This window comes from Enterobacter sp. BIGb0383 (assembly GCF_003751845.1).
Lineage (GTDB): Bacteria > Pseudomonadota > Gammaproteobacteria > Enterobacterales > Enterobacteriaceae > BIGb0383.
The window spans coordinates 488,900-510,952 of record NZ_RJKQ01000003.1; the positions used below are offsets into that span (position 1 = coordinate 488,900).

The 22,053-nt window shown below is 55.1% G+C and carries 18 protein-coding genes; all 18 read left to right on the top strand.

Features of this window, described 5'->3' with window-relative positions; all coding sequences use genetic code 11:
* The first annotated feature begins 248 nt into the window (after nt 1-248).
* The 18 genes from rpsB to EDF81_RS17985 all read left to right on the top strand — a co-directional run bounded on the left by rpsB (nt 249) and on the right by EDF81_RS17985 (nt 22,036).
* Nucleotides 249-974, top strand: a complete 726-nt coding sequence (gene rpsB / locus EDF81_RS17900; RefSeq protein ID WP_123349499.1) for a 30S ribosomal protein S2 — start codon at nt 249-251, stop codon at nt 972-974.
* 152 nt (nt 975-1,126) lie between these two features.
* Nucleotides 1,127-1,978, top strand: a complete 852-nt coding sequence (gene tsf / locus EDF81_RS17905; protein WP_123349500.1) for a translation elongation factor Ts — start codon at nt 1,127-1,129, stop codon at nt 1,976-1,978.
* A gap of 150 nt (nt 1,979-2,128) precedes the next feature.
* Nucleotides 2,129-2,854 carry a UMP kinase gene (gene pyrH / locus EDF81_RS17910; protein ID WP_123349501.1) on the top strand — a complete coding sequence of 242 codons (726 nt, stop codon included), beginning with the start codon at nt 2,129-2,131 and terminating at the stop codon, nt 2,852-2,854.
* A 163-nt stretch (nt 2,855-3,017) separates the two neighbouring features.
* Nucleotides 3,018-3,575: a ribosome recycling factor gene (frr, locus tag EDF81_RS17915; protein WP_123349502.1), complete on the top strand. Its 558-nt coding sequence runs from the start codon at nt 3,018-3,020 to the stop codon at nt 3,573-3,575.
* Between the two features lie 125 nt (nt 3,576-3,700).
* Nucleotides 3,701-4,897, top strand: a complete 1,197-nt coding sequence (gene ispC / locus EDF81_RS17920; protein WP_123349503.1) for a 1-deoxy-D-xylulose-5-phosphate reductoisomerase — start codon at nt 3,701-3,703, stop codon at nt 4,895-4,897.
* 233 nt (nt 4,898-5,130) lie between these two features.
* On the top strand, nt 5,131-5,889 hold the full coding sequence (gene ispU, locus EDF81_RS17925; RefSeq protein WP_123349504.1) for a (2E,6E)-farnesyl-diphosphate-specific ditrans,polycis-undecaprenyl-diphosphate synthase: 759 nt from the start codon (nt 5,131-5,133) through the stop codon (nt 5,887-5,889).
* Between the two features lie 12 nt (nt 5,890-5,901).
* Nucleotides 5,902-6,759, top strand: a complete 858-nt coding sequence (gene cdsA, locus EDF81_RS17930) for a phosphatidate cytidylyltransferase (RefSeq protein WP_123349505.1) — start codon at nt 5,902-5,904, stop codon at nt 6,757-6,759.
* 11 nt (nt 6,760-6,770) lie between these two features.
* Entirely contained in the window at nt 6,771-8,123 is a 1,353-nt protein-coding gene (rseP, locus tag EDF81_RS17935; RefSeq protein ID WP_123349506.1) for a sigma E protease regulator RseP, read from the top strand.
* A gap of 31 nt (nt 8,124-8,154) precedes the next feature.
* Nucleotides 8,155-10,572, top strand: coding sequence for an outer membrane protein assembly factor BamA (gene bamA / locus EDF81_RS17940; protein WP_123349507.1), 2,418 nt, complete (start codon nt 8,155-8,157; stop codon nt 10,570-10,572).
* A 118-nt stretch (nt 10,573-10,690) separates the two neighbouring features.
* Nucleotides 10,691-11,185 (top strand): molecular chaperone Skp, encoded by a 495-nt coding sequence (gene skp, locus EDF81_RS17945; protein WP_123349508.1) that lies wholly within the window; start codon nt 10,691-10,693, stop codon nt 11,183-11,185.
* Nucleotides 11,186-11,188: 3 nt separating this feature from the next.
* Nucleotides 11,189-12,217, top strand: coding sequence for a UDP-3-O-(3-hydroxymyristoyl)glucosamine N-acyltransferase (gene lpxD / locus EDF81_RS17950; RefSeq protein WP_123349509.1), 1,029 nt, complete (start codon nt 11,189-11,191; stop codon nt 12,215-12,217).
* 101 nt (nt 12,218-12,318) lie between these two features.
* The gene (gene fabZ / locus EDF81_RS17955) at nt 12,319-12,774 is read left to right on the top strand and encodes a 3-hydroxyacyl-ACP dehydratase FabZ (RefSeq protein ID WP_123349510.1); all 456 of its coding nucleotides are present in this window, start codon (nt 12,319-12,321) and stop codon (nt 12,772-12,774) included.
* Between the two features lie 3 nt (nt 12,775-12,777).
* Nucleotides 12,778-13,566: an acyl-ACP--UDP-N-acetylglucosamine O-acyltransferase gene (lpxA, locus tag EDF81_RS17960; protein WP_123349511.1), complete on the top strand. Its 789-nt coding sequence runs from the start codon at nt 12,778-12,780 to the stop codon at nt 13,564-13,566.
* Nucleotides 13,566-14,714 carry a lipid-A-disaccharide synthase gene (gene lpxB, locus EDF81_RS17965; protein WP_123349512.1) on the top strand — a complete coding sequence of 383 codons (1,149 nt, stop codon included), beginning with the start codon at nt 13,566-13,568 and terminating at the stop codon, nt 14,712-14,714. The genes lpxA and lpxB overlap by 1 nt, the downstream gene beginning before the upstream one ends.
* Nucleotides 14,711-15,307, top strand: coding sequence for a ribonuclease HII (gene rnhB, locus EDF81_RS17970; protein WP_123349513.1), 597 nt, complete (start codon nt 14,711-14,713; stop codon nt 15,305-15,307). Before lpxB ends, rnhB begins: the two co-directional genes overlap by 4 nt.
* Before the next feature lie 33 nt (nt 15,308-15,340).
* Nucleotides 15,341-18,823 carry a DNA polymerase III subunit alpha gene (dnaE, locus tag EDF81_RS17975; protein ID WP_123349514.1) on the top strand — a complete coding sequence of 1,161 codons (3,483 nt, stop codon included), beginning with the start codon at nt 15,341-15,343 and terminating at the stop codon, nt 18,821-18,823.
* Between the two features lie 12 nt (nt 18,824-18,835).
* A complete protein-coding gene (accA, locus tag EDF81_RS17980; protein ID WP_123349515.1) occupies nt 18,836-19,795 on the top strand; it encodes an acetyl-CoA carboxylase carboxyl transferase subunit alpha in 960 nt (319 codons plus the stop codon).
* A gap of 102 nt (nt 19,796-19,897) precedes the next feature.
* Nucleotides 19,898-22,036 carry a lysine decarboxylase LdcC gene (locus tag EDF81_RS17985; protein ID WP_123349516.1) on the top strand — a complete coding sequence of 713 codons (2,139 nt, stop codon included), beginning with the start codon at nt 19,898-19,900 and terminating at the stop codon, nt 22,034-22,036.
* Nucleotides 22,037-22,053 lie beyond the last annotated feature (17 nt).

Genomic DNA, 22,053 nt, shown 5'->3' on the forward strand with positions numbered 1-22,053 from the left:
CAGCCCGGCGGGCAGCCTGCCAAATTGAGAATCATTGAACGCACATCGTGCCAACAACTGTTGGAGTCTCTCGCATATTTGTGGTATAAAGCGCGCCGGACTCCGGATCCTTCCAGGATACCGGGGCACAAATCTCACTTTGTGTAATTACACACACGTATCGACACATATTCCGGGGTGCCCTTAGGGGTCGGTAATATGGGATACGTGGAGGCATAACCCCAACTTAATCTATAGAGGTTTTAAACATGGCTACTGTTTCCATGCGCGACATGCTCAAGGCTGGTGTTCACTTTGGTCACCAGACCCGTTACTGGAACCCGAAAATGAAGCCTTTCATCTTCGGCGCACGTAACAAGGTTCACATCATCAACCTGGAGCAGACCGTACCGATGTTCAACGAAGCCCTGGCTGAACTGAACAAGATCGCTTCCCGTAAAGGTAAGATCCTGATCGTTGGTACCAAACGCGCTGCAAGCGAAGCGGTGAAAGAATCTGCTCTGAGCTGCGACCAGTTCTTCGTGAACCATCGCTGGCTGGGCGGCATGCTGACTAACTGGAAAACCGTTCGTCAGTCAATCAAACGTCTGAAAGATCTGGAAACTCAGTCTCAGGACGGTACTTTCGACAAGCTGACCAAGAAAGAAGCGCTGATGCGCACCCGTGAGCTGGCCAAGCTGGAAAACAGCCTGGGCGGTATCAAGGACATGGGCGGCCTGCCGGACGCACTGTTCGTTATCGATGCAGACCACGAGCACATCGCTATCAAAGAAGCTAACAACCTGGGTATCCCGGTATTTGCTATCGTTGATACCAACTCCAACCCGGACGGCGTTGACTTCGTTATCCCAGGTAACGACGATGCAATCCGTGCTGTTAGCCTGTACCTGAATGCAGTTGCTGCAACCGTTCGTGAAGGTCGCTCTTCTGACCTGGCTACTCAGGCAGAAGAAAGCTTCGTAGAAGCTGAATAATAAGGCACGCTCTTAAGAGCCCCCTTAAATACCCAGTGGGTATGACCAGGTAGTAACACGTTTGGTTAGGGGCCTTTTTATGGCCCCTTTTTCACTTTTTAGTCCGTCTGGTTCATTGGGCCGGGCGGATCAAATCTTCCGAGGATTTAAGAATGGCTGAAATTACCGCATCCCTGGTAAAAGAGCTGCGCGAGCGTACCGGCGCAGGCATGATGGACTGTAAAAAAGCGCTGACCGAAGCCAACGGCGACATCGAGCTGGCAATCGAGAACATGCGTAAGTCCGGCGCTATCAAAGCGGCGAAAAAAGCAGGCAACGTTGCTGCTGACGGCGTAATCATCACTAAAATCGACGGCAACTACGCTGTGATTCTGGAAGTTAACTGCCAGACTGACTTCGTTGCTAAAGATGGTGGTTTCCAGGCATTCGCTAACAAAGTTCTGGATGCAGCCGTTGCTGGCAAAATCACTGACGTTGAAGTTCTGAAAGCACAGTTCGAAGAAGAGCGTGTTGCCCTGGTTGCTAAAATCGGTGAGAACATCAACATCCGTCGCGTTGCTTCCCTGGAAGGCGACGTTCTGGGTAGCTACCAGCACGGTGCTCGCATCGGCGTTCTGGTTGCCGCTAAAGGCGCTGACGATGAGCTGGTTAAGCAGCTGGCAATGCACGTTGCTGCAAGCAAGCCGGAATTCGTTAAGCCGGAAGACGTGTCTGCTGAAGTGGTAGAGAAAGAGTACCAGGTTCAGCTGGACATCGCCATGCAGTCCGGTAAGCCGAAAGAAATCGCTGAGAAGATGGTTGAAGGCCGCATGAAGAAATTCACCGGTGAAGTCTCCCTGACCGGTCAGCCTTTTGTTATGGAACCGAGCAAAACCGTTGGCCAGCTGCTGAAAGAGCACAACGCTGACGTGACTAACTTCATCCGCTTCGAAGTGGGCGAAGGTATCGAGAAAGTTGAGACTGATTTCGCAGCAGAAGTTGCTGCGATGTCCAAGCAGTCTTAATTGTCGAAAAGGAGCCGCCTGAGGGCGGCTTCTTTTTGCACCCCTCATGTGTAAAATTCAGCGAAAGGCTATATTGCTGGCGCTGAAGTGCGACGTATCATGTCGCCAGAATTAACCCCTCTCACTCGTTGACTGTCTCAGGAAAGAAACATGGCTACCAATGCAAAACCCGTCTACAAACGCATCCTCCTTAAATTAAGTGGTGAAGCGCTGCAGGGAACGGAAGGCTTCGGTATTGACGCAAGCATACTTGACCGTATGGCGCAGGAAATCAAAGAACTGGTTGAGCTGGGCATTCAGGTCGGTGTGGTGATTGGTGGGGGCAACCTGTTCCGTGGAGCGGGTCTGGCGAAAGCGGGGATGAACCGCGTTGTGGGCGACCACATGGGCATGCTGGCAACCGTGATGAACGGTCTTGCGATGCGTGATTCGCTGCACCGCGCCTATGTGAACGCCCGCCTGATGTCCGCCATTCCGTTGAATGGCGTTTGCGACAACTACAGCTGGGCAGAGGCGATCAGCCTGCTGCGCAATAACCGCGTGGTGATCCTCTCCGCTGGTACCGGTAATCCGTTCTTCACCACCGACTCCGCTGCCTGCCTGCGCGGTATCGAAATTGAAGCCGACGTGGTTCTGAAGGCGACCAAAGTGGACGGCGTATTCTCCGCTGACCCGATGAAAGATCCGACGGCGACCCTGTACGAACAGCTCACCTATACCGAAGTGCTGGATAAAGAACTGAAAGTGATGGATCTGGCCGCCTTTACCCTTGCTCGCGATCACAAACTGCCGATTCGCGTCTTCAACATGAACAAACCTGGCGCCCTGCGTCGCGTGGTCATGGGTGAAAAAGAAGGCACTTTGATTACGGAATAATTTCCGTCAGCGATAAATACAGGTAAGATTCCGCTTTAATTTTCGTGTCTCTTGCCTGGCACCTTTTAGGGTGCTGTGGAGTAAACGGGACTATACTTAGCGCACCTTTAGCCGGTGTGTAAGCCTATGGTCTGCCTGAGACCAGTTTTCAAGGATTCGTAACGTGATTAGCGATATCAGAAAAGATGCTGAAGTACGCATGGAAAAATGCGTTGAAGCGTTCAAAACCCAAATCAGCAAAATACGTACCGGTCGTGCCTCACCGAGCCTGCTCGACGGCATCATTGTGGAATACTACGGCACCCCGACCCCGCTGCGTCAGCTGGCGAGCGTAACGGTTGAAGATACCCGTACCCTGAAAATCAACGTCTTCGATCGTTCTCTCGGCCCGGCCGTAGAGAAAGCGATCATGGCGTCTGACCTGGGCCTGAACCCAAGCTCTGCGGGTACCGATATTCGCGTTCCGCTGCCGGCTCTGACCGAAGAACGTCGTAAAGATCTGATCAAAGTCGTGCGCGGTGAAGCCGAGCAGGCGCGCGTTTCCGTGCGTAACGTTCGTCGCGACGCGAATGACAAAGTCAAAGCGCTGCTGAAAGACAAAGAGATCAGCGAAGATGACGATCGTCGTTCACAGGATGACGTGCAGAAGATGACCGACGCGGCTATCAAGAAAGTTGATGCGGCGCTGGCGGACAAAGAAGCGGAACTGATGCAGTTCTGAGTCTTCGCACAATACGGCGTCATGCAGGCGCCTGTATCATCTGAAACGCCGTACAGAAAGATCCTTTCGGATTTTTGCTGACGGCGTTTTGCTTTTTATCCGGCGAATACGCTTTGGGATAGACCATGAAGCAATTAACTGTGCTTGGCTCAACCGGCTCCATCGGTTGCAGCACTCTCGATGTTGTCCGGCATAACCCGGATCGGTTCTCGGTTATCGCGCTGGTCGCGGGCCGCAACGTCAGCCGTATGGCAGAACAGTGTCTGGAATTTACGCCGCGCTATGCGGTGATGGATGATGCGCTCTGCGCACGCGAGCTGGGCGCAATACTGCAGCAGCACGGCAGCCGTACCGAGGTGCTGAGCGGTCAGCAGGCAGCCTGCGAGATGGCCGCGCTGGACGACGTTGACCAGGTGATGGCGGCGATTGTCGGTGCGGCAGGGCTGCTGCCGACGCTGGCGGCTATCCGCGCCGGTAAAACGGTACTGCTGGCGAATAAAGAGTCGCTGGTGACCTGCGGACGCCTGTTTATGGAGGCGGTTAAGCACAGTGGAGCCCGTCTTCTTCCCGTCGATAGTGAACATAACGCGATTTTTCAGAGTTTGCCGGAAACAATTCAGCAGAACCTGGGATACGCTAATCTGGAGCAGAACGGCGTAACATCGATTCTGCTTACCGGGTCTGGTGGCCCTTTTCGTGAAACCGCACTCTCTGAACTGGCCGCAATGACGCCGGATCAGGCCTGTCGGCATCCGAACTGGTCGATGGGACGTAAAATCTCCGTCGATTCCGCCACCATGATGAATAAAGGTCTGGAATACATTGAAGCCCGCTGGCTGTTTAATGCTTCAGCCGCGCAGATGGAAGTTTTGATTCACCCGCAGTCGGTTATCCACTCTATGGTGCGTTATCAGGACGGCAGCGTTCTGGCGCAGCTGGGCGAGCCGGATATGCGCACGCCTATCGCGCATACTATGGCCTGGCCGCATCGGGTACCCTCCGGCGTGAAGCCGCTGGATTTCTGTGCGCTGAGCAACCTGAGCTTCGCTGCGCCGGATTATGCGCGTTATCCCTGCCTGAAGCTGGCAATGGACGCGTTTGATAACGGACAGGCGGCCACGACGGCGCTGAATGCGGCAAATGAAGTGACGGTTGCAGCATTCCTCGCGTCGGGCATTCGCTTTACCGATATTGCCGCGCTGAACCTCGCCGTGCTGGAACAGATCGCGGTGCCTGAACCACAAAGCGTGGAGGATGTTATGGCTATCGATACTCTGGCGCGTGACCTCGCGCAGAAACAGGTGATACGTATCGCAGGCTGATGATTATCCCACCACTCGTGGCAGTGATATTTGTTAGCGTTGGGCTTCAATGATATAGTCTGCGCCACCTGATGGCCGTTGGTGGATCGGGTAAGCCGTGGTTTGACACGGCTTTTTTACGTAAAGGCTATAGATTGTATTGCGCGAGCGACCAGAGTAATCGTGTGTCGTTGCGCGGCATAGTCGGGTATTCCAGAGTACCGCCAAATCCTTTTCATGGACTAAAACGCGTTATGTTGTCTGCTAACCAACCATTAAGCGAAAGTTTGCCTGCACATGGCTGTCGCCATGTGGCGATAATCATGGATGGCAATGGTCGCTGGGCAAAGCGACAGGGGAAGATTCGCGCCTTTGGGCACAAAGCAGGGGCGAAGTCGGTTCGTCGCGCAGTTTCCTTTGCCGCCAACAACGGTATTGATGCCTTAACGCTGTATGCCTTTAGCAGTGAAAACTGGAATCGTCCGCCGCAGGAAGTCAGCGCGTTGATGGAGCTGTTTGTTTGGGCACTCGATAGCGAGGTTAAAAGCCTGAACCGCCACAACGTCCGTTTGCGTATTATCGGCGACGTTAGCCGTTTTAATGCGCGTTTACAGGAGCGGATCCGCAAAGCCGAAGGCTTAACGCAGCAGAATACGGGCTTGACCCTCAATATTGCCGCGAATTATGGCGGACGTTGGGATATTATTCAGGGAGTACAGCAGCTGGCTGCGAAGGTACAGGAAGGTGTGCTGAGTCCGGATCTCATCGATGAAGAGATGCTGGGCAAGCAAATCTGTATGCACGAGCTGGCTCCCGTAGATTTAGTAATTAGGACAGGGGGAGAGCATCGAATCAGTAACTTTCTGCTGTGGCAAATTGCCTATGCTGAGCTTTACTTTACGGATGTTCTTTGGCCCGATTTTGATGAACAAGACTTTGAAGGTGCGCTGAATGCCTTTGCTAATCGAGAGCGTCGTTTCGGCGGCACCGAGCCTGGTGGCGAAAAAGCCTGATGGGGGTTGCTCTTGCTGAAGTATCGCCTGATTTCTGCTTTTGTGTTAATACCCGTTGTTATCGCCGCGCTGTTTTTATTACCGCCGGCGGGATTCGCTATCCTGACGCTGGTGGTCTGTATGCTGGCCGCGTGGGAATGGGGACAGCTGAGCGGTTTTAGCTCACGCACCCAGCGGGTATGGCTGGCGGTACTGTGTGGCCTGTTATTGGCGCTGATGCTGTTTTCGCTGCCGGAATACCACCATAACCTGCATCAGCCGGTGGTGGAGTGGTCGCTATGGGCGTCGTTGGGCTGGTGGGTTGTTGCGCTGTTTATGGTGCTGTTCTACCCCTCTTCAGCGACGACGTGGCGTCATTCAAAGACGTTACGCCTGATTTTCGGCCTGCTGACCATTGTTCCCTTCTTCTGGGGGATGGTGGCGCTGCGCGCCTGGCATTATGATGACAACCACTATAGCGGTGCCATCTGGCTGCTGTACGTGATGATTCTGGTTTGGGGCGCGGATTCCGGTGCCTATATGTTTGGTAAGCTGTTCGGTAAGCACAAGCTGGCACCAAAAGTGTCGCCGGGTAAAACCTGGCAGGGCTTTCTCGGCGGGCTGCTTACTGCAGCGGTGATTTCGTGGGTTTACGGCCTGTGGGCCGATCTTGCGGTCGCACCGCTGACGTTGCTGATTTGCTCGATTGTTGCGACGCTGGCCTCGGTACTTGGCGATCTCACGGAAAGTATGTTCAAGCGTGAAGCCGGTATTAAAGACAGCGGGCATCTGATCCCAGGACACGGCGGTATTCTTGACCGTATTGACAGCCTGACGGCTGCGGTGCCGGTCTTTGCCTGCCTGCTATTGTTAGTTTTCAGGACGATTTGACGGAAGGTTTTATGCTGAGCATTCTCTGGAATCTGGCTGCGTTCATCGTTGCGCTGGGTGTCTTGATCACCGTGCATGAATTTGGTCACTTCTGGGTTGCTCGTCGCTGCGGCGTGCGCGTCGAGCGTTTCTCTATCGGCTTTGGCAAATCCCTGTGGCGCCGTGTGGATAAACACGGCACCGAGTTTGTTATCGCTCTGATCCCGCTGGGCGGCTACGTGAAAATGCTCGATGAGCGTGCGGAGCCCGTTGCCCCGGAACTGCGTCACTACGCGTTCAACAACAAAACCGTCGGTCAGCGTGCGGCGATTATCGCTGCCGGGCCGATTGCCAACTTCCTCTTCGCAATTTTTGCCTACTGGCTGGTGTTTATCATCGGCGTGCCGGGCGTGCGTCCGGTTGTCGGTGAAATAACCCCCAATTCCATCGCCGCGAACGCACAAATTATGCCGGGCACGGAACTTAAAGCGATTGACGGTATCGAAACGCCTGACTGGGATGCTGTGCGTTTGCAGCTCGTGGCGAAGATTGGTGACGAGCGTACAACGGTGACGCTGGCGCCTTTCGGCAGTAATCAGCGCCAGGACAAAGTCCTGGATTTACATAACTGGGCGTTTGAGCCAGATAAGGAAGATCCGGTGTCTGCGTTGGGGATTCGCCCGCGTGGTATGCAGCTTGAACCGGTGCTGACAGAAATACAGGCAAATTCAGCCGCACAAAAAGCGGGTTTGCAAGCTGGCGACAGGATCGTTAAAGTCGATGGTCAGCCACTGACTCAGTGGGCGACCTTTGTGACGTTAGTCCGTGACAATCCGGGAACGCCGCTGGCGCTGGAAATCGAAAGGCAGGGGAGTCCCTTGTCTTTGACGCTGATACCTGACACTAAGTCCGGTAGCAGCAAGGCAGAAGGGTTCGCAGGCGTCGTGCCGAAAGTGATCCCGATGCCGGATGAGTACAAGACAGTACGCCAGTATGGTCCGTTTAGCGCGATTGCAGAAGCCACGGATAAAACCTGGCAACTGATGAAGCTGACGGTGACCATGCTGGGGAAATTAATCACCGGTGACGTAAAACTGAACAATCTCAGTGGGCCGATTTCAATCGCCCAGGGAGCGGGAATGTCGGCGGAGTTTGGGTTGATTTACTATCTGATGTTTCTCGCTTTAATCAGCGTGAATCTGGGGATTATCAACCTGTTTCCGTTACCCGTCCTCGACGGGGGGCATCTGCTCTTTCTGGCGGTTGAAAAGCTGAAAGGCGGGCCGGTATCCGAGCGAGTTCAAGACTTTAGTTATCGCATTGGCTCAATACTGCTGGTGCTGTTAATGGGGCTTGCACTTTTCAATGATTTCTCTCGGCTGTAAGCGAGAGTGTTAGGAAGAACGCATAATAACGATGGCGATGAAAAAGTTGCTCATAGCGTCGCTGCTGTTTAGCAGCGCCACCGTATACGGTGCTGATGGCTTCGTAGTCCAGGACATTCAGTTCGAAGGCTTGCAGCGTGTTGCCGTTGGTGCGGCTCTACTCAGTATGCCTGTGCGTCCTGGTGACACGGTGAATGATGAAGACATCAGTAACACCATTCGTGCCCTGTTCGCCACCGGAAACTTCGAAGATGTTCGCGTGCTGCGCGACGGCGAGACGCTGCTGGTTCAGGTGAAAGAACGCCCGACGATTGCCAGCATCACTTTCTCCGGCAACAAGTCGGTGAAGGATGACATGCTTAAGCAGAATCTCGAAGCTTCCAGCGTGCGCGTAGGGGAATCCCTCGACCGCACCACGCTTGCTGATATCGAGAAAGGTCTGGAAGACTTCTACTACAGCGTCGGTAAATACAGCGCCAGCGTGAAAGCCGTGGTTACCCCACTGCCGCGTAACCGCGTTGACCTTAAGCTGGTCTTCCAGGAAGGCGTCTCGGCGCAGATCCAGCAGATCAACATCGTCGGGAACCATGCTTTCAGCACCGAAGAACTGATTTCAACGTTCCAGCTGCGTGACGAAGTGCCGTGGTGGAACGTGGTAGGCGATCGTAAATATCAGAAACAGAAACTGGCGGGTGACCTCGAAAGCCTCCGCAGCTTCTATCTGGATCGTGGCTATGCCCGTTTCAATATCGATTCGACGCAGGTCAGCCTGACGCCGGATAAAAAAGGTATCTATATCACCGTTAACATCACTGAAGGCGAACAGTACAAGCTGTCCGGCGTTCAGGTTAGCGGCAACCTGGCCGGTCACTCTGCGGAAATCGAAGGGCTGACCAAAATCGAGCCGGGCGAGCTGTATAACGGCGCCAAAGTTACCCGTATGGAAGACGACATTAAAAAGCTTCTGGGTCGCTATGGTTATGCCTATCCGCGCGTTCAGTCGCAGCCGGAAATCAACGACGCTGACAAGACGGTTAAGCTGCATGTCAACGTTGATGCCGGTAACCGCTACTACGTGCGTAAGATTCGCTTCGAAGGTAATGACACCTCGAAAGATGCCGTTCTGCGCCGCGAAATGCGTCAGATGGAAGGTGCCTGGCTGGGCAGCGACCTGGTCGACCAGGGTAAAGAGCGTCTGAACCGTCTGGGCTACTTTGAAACCGTAGACGTTGATACCCAGCGTATCTCCGGCAGCCCGGACCAGGTTGACGTGGTTTACAAGGTGAAAGAGCGTAACACCGGTAGCTTCAACTTTGGTATCGGCTACGGTACTGAAAGCGGCGTAAGCTTCCAGGTGGGTGTGCAGCAGGATAACTGGTTAGGTACCGGTTACTCTGTCGGCATCAACGGCACCAAAAACGACTACCAGACCTACTCAGAACTCTCCGTGACCAACCCGTACTTTACGGTTGACGGTGTGAGCCTGGGCGGGCGTATTTTCTACAACAACTTTAAAGCTGACGACGCGGATCTGTCGACCTACACCAACCAGAGTTATGGTGCAGACGGTACCCTCGGCTTCCCGATCAACGAGTATAACTCCCTGCGTGTGGGCCTGGGTTACGTGCATAACGACCTGTCCAACATGGAGCCACAGATTGCGATGAAACGCTATCTGGACTCGATCGGCCAGACGATGAACACCCAGACAGACGATAATGGTTTTACCGCGGATGATTTCACCTTTAACTACGGTTGGACCTACAATAACCTGAACCGTGGTTACTTCCCGACGAAGGGTTCGCGCGTTAACCTGAATGGTAAGGTGACGATTCCGGGTTCAGACAACGAGTTCTATAAGGTCACGCTGGATTCAGCTTCCTACTTCCCGATCGATGAAGATGAGAAGTGGGTCGTGCTGGGTCGTACCCGTTGGGGTTACGGCGACGGCCTGAGCGGTAAAGAGATGCCGTTCTACGAGAACTTCTATGCCGGTGGTTCCAGCTCTGTACGTGGTTTCCAGTCCAATAACATTGGTCCGAAAGCGGTGTACTACGGCGGTAACAACCAGGATAACTGTAAAACGACAACGGCAAACTCAATCTGTAGCTCTGATGACGCGGTGGGCGGTAACGCCATGGCGGTGGTCAGCGGTGAGCTGATTGTGCCGACGCCGTTTATCAGCGACAAGTATGCTAACTCAGTCCGTACCTCCTTCTTCTGGGATATGGGTACCGTCTGGGATACAAACTGGCAGAATACCGCGCAGATGAAGTCGCAAGGTATTCCTGACTACAGCGATCCGAGCAACATTCGTATGTCTGCTGGTATCGCGTTGCAATGGATGTCCCCATTAGGGCCGCTGGTCTTCTCCTATGCCCAGCCGTACAAAAAGTATGATGGCGACAAAGCAGAACAATTCCAGTTTAACATTGGTAAAACCTGGTAATTGTTCTCAGCAAAGGATTGCCCAGGCAGTGTAGCGACGACTTTACGGGTCCACAGTGGCCCGAAAGTCCGCAAAGAACGGTACCTGCGGGTACAAATGGGATGGTGAGGAGTTTATTGTGAAAAAGTGGTTATTAGCTGCAGGTCTGGGTTTAGCAATGGCAACCTCCGCGCAGGCGGCAGACAAAATTGCAATTGTTAACATGGGCAATCTGTTCCAGCAGGTCGCGCAGAAAACGGGCGTCTCCAGCACCCTGGAAAACGAGTTCAAAGGCCGCGCCAGCGAACTGCAGGGCATGGAAACCGATCTGCAATCAAAAATGCAGCGTCTGCAGCGTGATGGTTCTACCATGAAAGCCAGCGAGCGCAGCAGCCTTGAGAAAGACGTGATGGCTAAGCGTCAGACGTTTGGTCAGAAAGCACAGGCGTTTGAGCAGGATCGTGCACGTCGTTCCAACGAAGAGCGTGGCAAACTGGTTACCCGTATCCAGGCTGCCGTGAAGAAAGTTGCTGACGATCAGAACATTGATCTGGTTGTTGATGCTAACACCGTTGCCTTCAACAGCAGCGACGTGAAAGACATCACTGCTGATGTGCTGAAACAGGTTAAATAAGTAATGCCTTCAATTCGACTGTCTGATTTAGCGCAGCAGTTGGATGCAGAATTACACGGTGATGGCGATCTCGTCATCACCGGCGTTGCGTCCATGCAGTCTGCTAAAACAGGTCAAATTACGTTCATGGTTAACCCTAAGTACCGTGAACACCTGGCCGCGTGCCAGGCGTCCGCTGTCGTCATGACCGCAGACGATCTGCCTTTCGCCCAAAGTGCGGCACTGGTAGTCAAAAACCCGTATCTGACCTACGCCCGCATGGCTCAAATTCTTGATACCACGCCTCAACCGGCGCAGAACATTGCCCCGAGTGCAGTGGTTGATTCAACGGCGACGTTGGGTAATAACGTGGCGATCGGGGCGAATGCCGTGATCGAATCCGGGGTTACCCTCGGCGATAACGTGATTATCGGCGCAGGCTGCTTCGTCGGCAAAGACACCAAAGTGGGTGCTGGTAGCCGTCTGTGGGCCAACGTTACCGTTTATCATGAGATAGAAATCGGTGAAAATTGCCTGATCCAGTCCGGCACGGTGATCGGTTCTGACGGCTTCGGCTATGCGAACGATCGCGGTAACTGGGTGAAAATACCCCAGCTTGGACGAGTGATCGTCGGCGATCGTGTCGAGATCGGTGCCTGTACCACCATTGACCGCGGTGCGCTGGATGACACCGTTATCGGTAGTGGCGTCATCATTGATAACCAGTGCCAGATTGCACATAACGTTGTGATTGGCGACAATACCGCAGTCGCCGGCGGCGTGATTATGGCAGGCAGCCTGAAAATTGGCCGTTACTGCATGATTGGCGGAGCCAGCGTGATTAACGGGCATATGGAAATTTGCGATAAGGTGACGGTAACCGGAATGGGCATGGTGATGCGTCCGATTACAGAACCTGGCGTCTATTCCTCCGGTATTCCGCTGCAGCCGAATAAGACGTGGCGTAAAACCGCAGCCCTGGTAATGAACATTGATGATATGAGCAAGCGTCTCAAAGCAGTAGAACGCAAGATCAATCAACAAGACCAATAGTTACCCGCTTGCATTTGCATTCCCCGGCCTGCTGGCATCTCTGAGATTGCCGCGGGCCGTGTTATTATTGTCTTTTAGTATATTTTGACAGGAAGAGTATTTTGACTACTGACACTCATACTCTGCACATTGAAGAGATTCTTGAACTTCTGCCGCACCGTTTTCCGTTCTTACTGGTTGATCGCGTGCTGGATTTTGAAGAAGGTCGTTTTCTGCGCGCAGTAAAAAACGTTACGGTAAATGAGCCGTTTTTCCAGGGGCACTTCCCGGGTAAACCGATTTTCCCGGGCGTACTGATTCTGGAAGCGATGGCACAGGCTACCGGTATTCTGGCGTTTAAAAGCGTCGGCAAACTGGAGCCGGGTGAACTCTACTATTTCGCAGGTATCGACGAAGCGCGCTTTAAGCGCCCGGTGGTGCCAGGCGATCAGATGATTATGGAAGTCACCTTTGAGAAAACGCGCCGCGGCCTGACCCGCTTTAAGGGCGTGGCACTGGTTGACGGTAAAGTTGTTTGTGAAGCTACGATGATGTGTGCGCGTAGCCGGGAGGCCTGATACGTGATTGATAAAACCGCCTTTATTCATCCTGCCGCGATTGTGGAAGAGGGCGCCATTATTGGTGCTAACGTCCATATCGGCCCGTTCTGTATTGTCGGACCTGACGTTGAAATCGGTGAAGGTACCGTACTGAAGTCCCACGTTGTCGTAAACGGCCATACTAAAATTGGTCGTGATAACGAGATCTATCAGTTCGCCTCCATTGGGGAAGTTAACCAGGATCTGAAATATGCTGGTGAACCGACTCGCGTGGAGATTGGCGATCGCAATCGCATCCGCGAAAGCGTCACCATTCACCGTGGCACGACTCAGGGCGGTGGGGTAACGAAGGTGGGCAGCGATAACCTGCTGATGATCAATGCGCACGTGGCGCATGACTGTACGATCGGCAATCGCTGTATCCTCGCCAATAACGCAACTCTGGCGGGGCACGTCTCTCTCGATGACTTCGTGATTATCGGCGGCATGACCGCAGTCCATCAGTTCTGCATCATTGGTGCACACGTGATGGTTGGCGGCTGCTCCGGTGTTGCGCAGGATGTTCCTCCTTACGTGATTGCGCAGGGTAACCATGCGACGCCGTTTGGGGTGAACATCGAAGGGCTGAAACGTCGTGGCTTTAGCCGCGAGTCGATTACGGCAATCCGCAACGCGTATAAGCAACTGTACCGTAGCGGCAAAACGCTGGAAGAAGCGAAGCCGGAAATCGCCGAACTGGCCGCGCAGTACCCTGAAGTTCAGGCATTTTATGACTTCTTTGGGCGCTCAACGCGTGGTCTGATCCGTTAATGGTTGATTCACGTCCATTAACGATAGCCCTGGTCGCCGGAGAAACCTCCGGCGATATTCTTGGTGCCGGTCTTATCCGTGCGCTAAAGGAGCGTGTTCCCAACGCCCGTTTTGTTGGTGTTGCCGGACCGCGCATGCAGGCCGAAGGCTGTGAAGCCTGGTATGAGATGGAAGAGCTGGCGGTTATGGGCATCGTTGAGGTGCTGGGCCGTTTGCGTCGTCTGCTGCATATCCGCGCCGATTTGACCCGTCGCTTTAGCGAACTCCAGCCGGACGTTTTCGTCGGCATTGATGCCCCCGATTTCAATATTACCCTTGAGGGGAACCTGAAAAAACGCGGCATTCGTACTATTCACTATGTCAGTCCGTCCGTCTGGGCGTGGCGACAGAAACGCGTTTTCAAAATAGGCAGAGCCACCGACCTGGTGCTCGCATTTCTGCCTTTCGAAAAAGCGTTTTACGATCGTTTCAACGTACCCTGCCGCTTTATCGGCCACACCATGGCCGATGCCATGCCGCTGGATCCCGATAAAAACGCGGCGCGCGATACGCTGGGAATCGACCATAATGCCCACTGTCTGGCGCTGCTGCCGGGCAGCCGCGGTGCGGAAGTCGAAATGCTCAGCGCCGATTTCTTACGTACCGCGATGCTCCTTCGCCAGCGCTATCCGGATCTGGAAGTGCTGGTGCCGTTGGTTAACGCGAAACGGCGTGAACAGTTTGAGCAGATTAAAGCCGAGGTGGCACCGGATCTCCGTGTCCATCTGCTGGACGGCATGGCCCGCGAGGCGATGATCGCCAGCGATGCGGCGCTGCTGGCCTCGGGCACGGCGGCGCTGGAGTGCATGCTGGCGAAATGTCCGATGGTCGTCGGCTATCGCATGAAGCCTTTTACCTTCTGGCTGGCGAAGCGTCTGGTGAAAACCGACTATGTTTCACTCCCGAATCTGCTGGCGGGTCGCGAGCTGGTCAAAGAGCTGCTGCAGGACGAATGCCAGCCGCAGGCGCTTGCCGATGCGTTAGAGCCGCTGCTCGCTCGCGGCAGCACCAGCAATGCGGTACATGACATTTTCCGCGAGCTGCATCAGCAGATCCGCTGCAATGCCGACGAGCAGGCGGCACAAGCCGTACTGGAGTTAGCCCAATGATCGAATTTGTTTATCCGCATACCCACCTGGTTGCGGGCGTCGATGAAGTCGGCCGCGGGCCGTTAGTGGGCGCGGTGGTGACCGCGGCGGTGATCCTCGATCCTGCCCGGCCGATCGTTGGCCTGAATGATTCCAAGAAACTGTCTGAAAAGCGCCGACTGGCACTATTCGACGAGATCACAGAAAAAGCCCTCTGCTGGAGCCTTGGCCGCGCAGAGCCGCATGAAATCGACGAGCTCAATATTCTGCATGCCACCATGCTGGCGATGCAGCGAGCGGTTGCCGGGCTGCGCATCGTCCCGGAATACGTGCTGATTGACGGCAATCGCTGTCCGGCCCTGCCGATGCCGTCGATGGCGGTGGTTAAGGGCGACAGCCGGGTAGCTGAAATCAGCGCCGCGTCGATTCTGGCTAAAGTCACCCGCGATGCGGAGATGGCTGCGCTGGACCTCACATTCCCCCAATACGGCTTTGCACAGCACAAAGGCTATCCGACCGTCTTTCATCTTGAAAGACTGGCCGAGCACGGCGCGACGGCACACCACAGACGCAGCTTCGGTCCGGTGAAACGTGCGCTGGGTCTGGTGTCCTGAGCGGACGATATTAAGTAACGCGGGATTCTGAAAATGGCTGAACCACGTTTCGTACACCTTCGGGTGCACAGCGACTACTCCATGATCGATGGGCTGGCAAAAACCGGGCCGCTGGTGAAAAAGGCGGCCGCCCTCGGCATGCCTGCGCTGGCGATCGTCGATTTTACCAATCTCTGCGGCCTGGTGAAGTTCTACGGAGCGGCGCATGGTGCAGGAATCAAGCCGATTGTCGGTGCGGATTTCCACGTCCAGAGCGAGCTGTTCGGCGACGAAATGACCCAGCTGACGGTGCTGGCGGCCAATAATACCGGCTATCAGAACCTGACGTTACTGATCTCCCGCGCCTATCAGCGTGGCTATGGCCCGCAGGGGCCGTGGATTGACCGCGAGTGGCTGGTCGAGCTGAACGAAGGGCTGATCCTGCTCTCCGGTGCGCGCATGGGCGACGTGGGTAAAAGCCTGATGCGTGGCAACAGCGCGCTGGTGGATCAGTGCGTTGATTTTTATCAGCAGCACTTTGCCGATCGCTTCTATCTCGAACTGATCCGTACCGGTCGTCAGGATGAAGAGAGCTATTTGCATGCCGCCGTCGAGCTGGCGGAAGCGCGAGGGTTGCCAGTAGTGGCGACCAACGATGTGCGTTTCCTGGAAACCGGCGATTTCGACGCTCATGAAATCCGCGTTGCCATCCACGACGGCTTTACGCTCGACGATCCCAAGCGGCCGCGAAACTACTCTCCGCAGCAGTACATGCGCAGCGAAGAGGAGATGTGCGAGCTGTTCTCCGATATCCCGGAAGCGCTGGAAAACTCGGTCGAGATCGCCAAACGCTGCAATATTACGGTCCGTCTGGGTGAGTACTTCCTGCCCCAGTTCCCGACCGGTGAGATGTCGACGGAAGATTTCCTGGTCGTCAAATCGAAAGAGGGTCTGGAAGAGCGCCTGGTGTTCCTGTTCCCGGATGAAGAAGAACGGTTGAAGCAGCGCCCGGCGTATGATGACCGCCTCGATATTGAGCTGAAGGTTATCAACCAGATGGGGTTCCCTGGCTACTTCCTTATCGTGATGGAATTTATCCAGTGGTCGAAGGATAACGGCGTGCCGGTAGGGCCGGGCCGTGGTTCCGGTGCGGGCTCCCTTGTGGCCTATGCGCTGAAAATTACCGATCTTGACCCGCTGGAATTCGACCTGCTGTTCGAACGCTTCCTGAACCCGGAACGTGTGTCGATGCCCGACTTCGACGTTGACTTCTGTATGGAGAAACGCGACCAGGTTATCGATCACGTGGCGGAGATGTACGGCCGCGATGCGGTATCGCAGATCATTACTTTCGGTACCATGGCGGCCAAGGCGGTTATCCGCGACGTAGGCCGTGTCCTGGGCCACCCCTACGGCTTTGTTGACCGAATTTCAAAACTGGTGCCGCCCGATCCGGGGATGACGCTGGCTAAAGCCTTTGAGGCCGAGCCGCAGCTACCGGAAATTTACGAGGCGGACGAAGAAGTTAAAGCGCTGATCGATATGGCGCGTAAGCTCGAAGGCGTCACGCGTAACGCCGGGAAACACGCCGGTGGGGTGGTGATCGCACCGACTAAAATTACCGACTTTGCGCCGCTCTACTGCGATGAATCCGGGCAGCATCCGGTCACCCAGTTTGACAAGAACGACGTTGAGTACGCCGGGCTGGTGAAGTTCGACTTCCTGGGCCTGCGTACGCTCACCATCATCGACTGGGCGCTGAAGATGATCAACCCGCGCCGGGCCAAACAGGGCCTGGAGCCGATTGATATCGCGGCGATCCCGCTGGACGATAAGAAAAGTTTCGATATGCTGCAGCGCTCGGAGACCACCGCGGTCTTCCAGCTTGAATCCCGCGGCATGAAAGATCTGATTAAGCGCCTGCAGCCCGACTGCTTCGAAGATATGATCGCCCTGGTGGCGCTGTTCCGCCCGGGGCCGCTGCAGTCGGGGATGGTAGATAACTTTATCGACCGTAAGCACGGTCGGGAAGAGATCTCCTATCCTGACGTTCAGTGGCAGCATGAATGCCTCAAGCCGGTGCTGGAGCCAACCTACGGCATTATCCTGTACCAGGAACAGGTTATGCAGATTGCCCAGGAGCTTTCCGGCTATACCCTCGGCGGCGCGGATATGCTGCGTCGTGCGATGGGTAAGAAAAAGCCGGAAGAGATGGCCAAGCAGCGTGGCACCTTCGAAGAAGGCGCGAAGCAAAACGGCGTCGATGGCGAACTGGCGATGAAAATCTTTGACCTGGTGGAGAAGTTCGCCGGGTATGGATTTAACAAATCCCACTCCGCGGCCTATGCTTTGGTGTCATACCAGACGCTGTGGCTGAAGGCGCACTATCCGGCCGAGTTTATGGCGGCGGTAATGACCGCGGATATGGACAACACCGAGAAGGTCGTTGGCCTGGTGGATGAGTGCTGGCGTATGGGGCTGAAAATCCTGCCGCCGGACATTAACTCCGGGCTGTACCATTTCCACGTCAACGACGAAGGCGAGATAGTCTACGGTATTGGCGCCATTAAAGGCGTCGGGGAAGGGCCGATTGAGGCGATTCTTGAAGCACGTAACAGCGGTGGCTATTTCCGTGAACTGTTTGATCTGTGCGCACGTACCGATACTAAAAAGCTGAACCGTCGGGTGCTGGAAAAATTGATTATGTCCGGGGCGTTTGACCGTCTTGGGCCGCACCGCGCCGCGTTGATGAACTCACTGGCGGATGCGCTGAAAGCGGCGGATCAGCATGCGAAAGCCGAGGCCATTGGCCAGGCGGATATGTTCGGCGTCCTGGCCGATGAGCCGGAAGTGGTCGAGCAGTCCTACGCCAGCTGTCAGCCGTGGCCGGAACAGATCGTACTGGATGGGGAACGGGAAACGCTGGGTCTCTATCTGACCGGGCACCCGATCACCCAGTACCTGAAAGAAATTGAGCGTTATGTCGGCGGCTATCGCCTGAAAGACATGCATCCCACCGAACGTGGTAAAATGACCACGGCGGCGGGGCTCGTTATTGCTGCGCGGGTAATGGTCACCAAGCGCGGCAATCGAATCGGCATCTGTACGCTGGATGACCGTTCCGGGCGTCTGGAGGTGATGTTATTCACCGACGCGCTGGATAAATACCAGCATATGCTGGAAAAAGACCGCATACTTATCGTCAGCGGACAGGTCAGCTTTGATGACTTCAGCGGTGGGCTTAAAATGATGGCCCGTGAAGTTATGGACATTGACGAAGCCCGCGAAAAATATGCTCGCGGGCTTGCTATCTCGCTGACGGACAGGCAAATTGATGACCAGCTTTTAAACCGACTCCGTCAGTCTCTGGAACCCCACCGTTCGGGAACCATTCCAGTACACCTCTACTATCAGAGGACGGATGCGCGCGCGCGGTTGCGCTTTGGCGCAGGCTGGCGCGTCTCTCCGAGCGATCGTTTACTCAACGATCTGCGCGGCCTTATTGGCCCGGAGCAGGTGGAACTGGAGTTTGACTAATACAGGAATACTATGAGTCTGAATTTCCTTGATTTCGAACAGCCGATTGCTGAGCTGGAAGCGAAAATCGATTCTCTGACAGCGGTAAGCCGTCAGGATGAAAAACTGGATATTAACATCGACGAAGAAGTGCATCGTCTGCGCGAAAAAAGCGTAGAGCTGACGCGCAAAATCTTCGCCGATCTTGGTGCATGGCAGATAGCCCAGCTGGCACGCCATCCACTGCGTCCTTACACCCTGGATTATCTCCGCCTGGCGTTCGACGAATTTGACGAACTGGCCGGTGACCGTGCTTACGCTGACGACAAAGCTATCGTGGGTGGTATTGCGCGTCTTGATGGTCGCCCTGTGATGGTGATTGGCCATCAGAAAGGTCGTGAAACCAAAGAAAAAATCCGCCGCAACTTCGGTATGCCGGCGCCGGAAGGTTACCGTAAGGCCCTGCGCCTGATGGAAATGGCCGAGCGCTTTAATATGCCGATTATCACCTTTATCGATACCCCTGGTGCCTATCCGGGTGTGGGTGCGGAAGAGCGCGGTCAGTCCGAAGCGATCGCCCGCAACCTGCGTGAAATGTCGCGCCTCAACGTACCGGTAATCTGTACTGTGATCGGTGAAGGCGGCTCCGGCGGCGCGCTGGCCATTGGCGTGGGCGATAAAGTGAATATGCTGCAATACAGCACCTATTCCGTTATCTCTCCGGAAGGCTGCGCCTCCATTCTGTGGAAGAGCGCCGACAAGGCTCCGCTGGCAGCAGAAGCAATGGGCATTATCGCTCCGCGTCTGAAAGAGCTGAAGCTGATCGATACCGTGATCGCGGAACCGCTGGGCGGTGCGCATCGCAATCCGGAAGCCATTGCGGCTTCTCTGAAAGCGCAGCTGGTAGCCGATCTGGCCGATCTCGACGTGCTGAGCAAAGAAGACCTGCGTAACCGTCGTTACCAGCGTCTGATGAGCTACGGTTACGCCTGATAGCCTCACGCATTCTGAAAAAGCCACACGACCGTGTGGCTTTTTTTATGGCTGCGGTTTACCTGGGCTATGATTAGCTAAGGTTTTTTCCAGGAGGAACGCGTGAATATTATCGCCATCATGGGGCCGCACGGGGTCTACTACAAAGACGAGCCCATCAAAGAGCTGGAAGCGGCGCTGGAACAGCAGGGGTTCAAAATCATCTGGCCGCAGAACAGCGCCGACCTGCTGAAGTTTATCGAGCACAATCCGCGTATCTGCGGGGTCATTTTCGACTGGGATGAGTACAGCGTTGACCTCTGCAGCGATATCAACCAGCTTAATGAGTACCTGCCGCTCTACGCCTTTATCAATACCCACTCCACCCTCGACGTCAGTGTGCACGACATGCGTATGGCGCTGTGGTTCTTTGAATACTCCCTGGGCGCGGCGCAGGACATTGCCACCCGGATTGGTCAGTACACGACCGAGTATATCGACAACATTATGCCGCCGTTCACGCGGGCGCTCTTTACCTATGTCAAAGAGGGGAAGTATACCTTCTGTACGCCGGGCCATATGGCGGGTACGGCCTACCAGAAAAGCCCGGTTGGCTGCCTGTTCTATGATTTCTTCGGCGGTAATACGCTGAAGGCGGACGTGTCGATCTCGGTCACCGAGCTGGGATCGCTCCTCGATCATACCGGCCCGCATCTGGAGGCGGAGGAGTATATCGCCCGCACCTTTGGTGCAGAGCAGAGCTATATGGTGACCAACGGCACCTCGACATCGAACAAGATCGTCGGGATGTATGCCGCGCCGGCCGGCAGTACGCTGCTTATCGATCGTAACTGCCATAAATCACTGGCGCACCTGCTGATGATGAGTGACGTCGTGCCGCTATGGTTAAAGCCGGGACGCAACGCGCTTGGGATCCTCGGCGGGATCCCGCGGCGAGAATTTTCCCGTATCAGCATCGAACAGAAGGTGGCGCAGACGCCCGATGCCAGCTGGCCGGTGCATGCGGTGATCACCAATTCCACCTACGATGGTTTGCTCTATAACACTAACTGGATCAAAGCCACCCTCGACGTGCCGTCGATCCATTTCGATTCCGCCTGGGTGCCCTATACCCATTTCCACCCGATCTATCAGGGAAAAAGCGGCATGAGCGGCGAGCGGGTGCCGGGCAAAGTCTTCTTCGAAACCCAGTCGACCCACAAAATGCTGGCGGCATTTTCGCAGGCATCGCTGATCCACATTAAAGGGGAGTATGACGAAGAGACCTTTAATGAAGCCTTTATGATGCACACCACCACCTCTCCAAGCTATCCGCTGGTGGCGTCAATTGAGACGGCCGCCGCGATGCTGCGCGGCAATCCGGGCAAGCGGCTGATTAATCGCTCGGTCGAGCGCGCCCTGCATTTCCGCAAAGAGGTCCAGCGCCTGCGGGAAGAGTCTGAGGGCTGGTTCTTCGATATCTGGCAGCCGGAAGATATCGACGAGGCGGAGTGCTGGCCGGTAGCGCCGGGTGAAGCCTGGCACGGTTTTCAGGAGGCGGATGCCGATCATCTGTTCCTCGATCCGGTCAAGGTGACCATCCTGACGCCGGGCATGGATGAGCAGGGCGTGATGAGCGATGAAGGTATTCCCGCTGCGCTGGTGGCTAAGTTCCTGGATGAACGCGGCGTGGTGGTGGAGAAAACCGGCCCTTACAACCTGCTGTTCCTCTTCAGTATCGGTATTGATAAAACCCGGGCGATGAGCCTGCTCCGTGGCCTGACGGAGTTTAAGCGCGCCTGGGATCTTAATCTTCGGGTGCGCAATATGCTGCCGGATCTCTACGCCGAAGATCCCGATTTCTACCGTAATATGCGCATCCAGGATCTGGGGCAGGGGATCCACCGCCTGATCCGTCAGCACCAGCTGCCGCGCCTGATGCTGCAGGCCTTCGACGTGCTGCCGGAAATGAAAATGACGCCGCATCAGGCCTGGCAGCTGCAGATCAAAGGTGAGGTTGAAACCATTGAGATCGAACAGCTGGTGGGCCGCGTTTCGGCCAGTATGATCCTGCCGTATCCACCGGGCGTTCCGTTGTTGATGCCGGGAGAGATGATCACCGAGGAAAGTCGGGCCGTACTCGATTTCCTGCTGATGCTCTGTTCGATCGGTCGTCATTATCCCGGCTTTGACACCGATATTCACGGTGCGAAGCGCAATGAAGAGGGTGCTTACCTGGTACGAGTCCTAAAAGATGGCTGACCCCTTGCACACTGTGG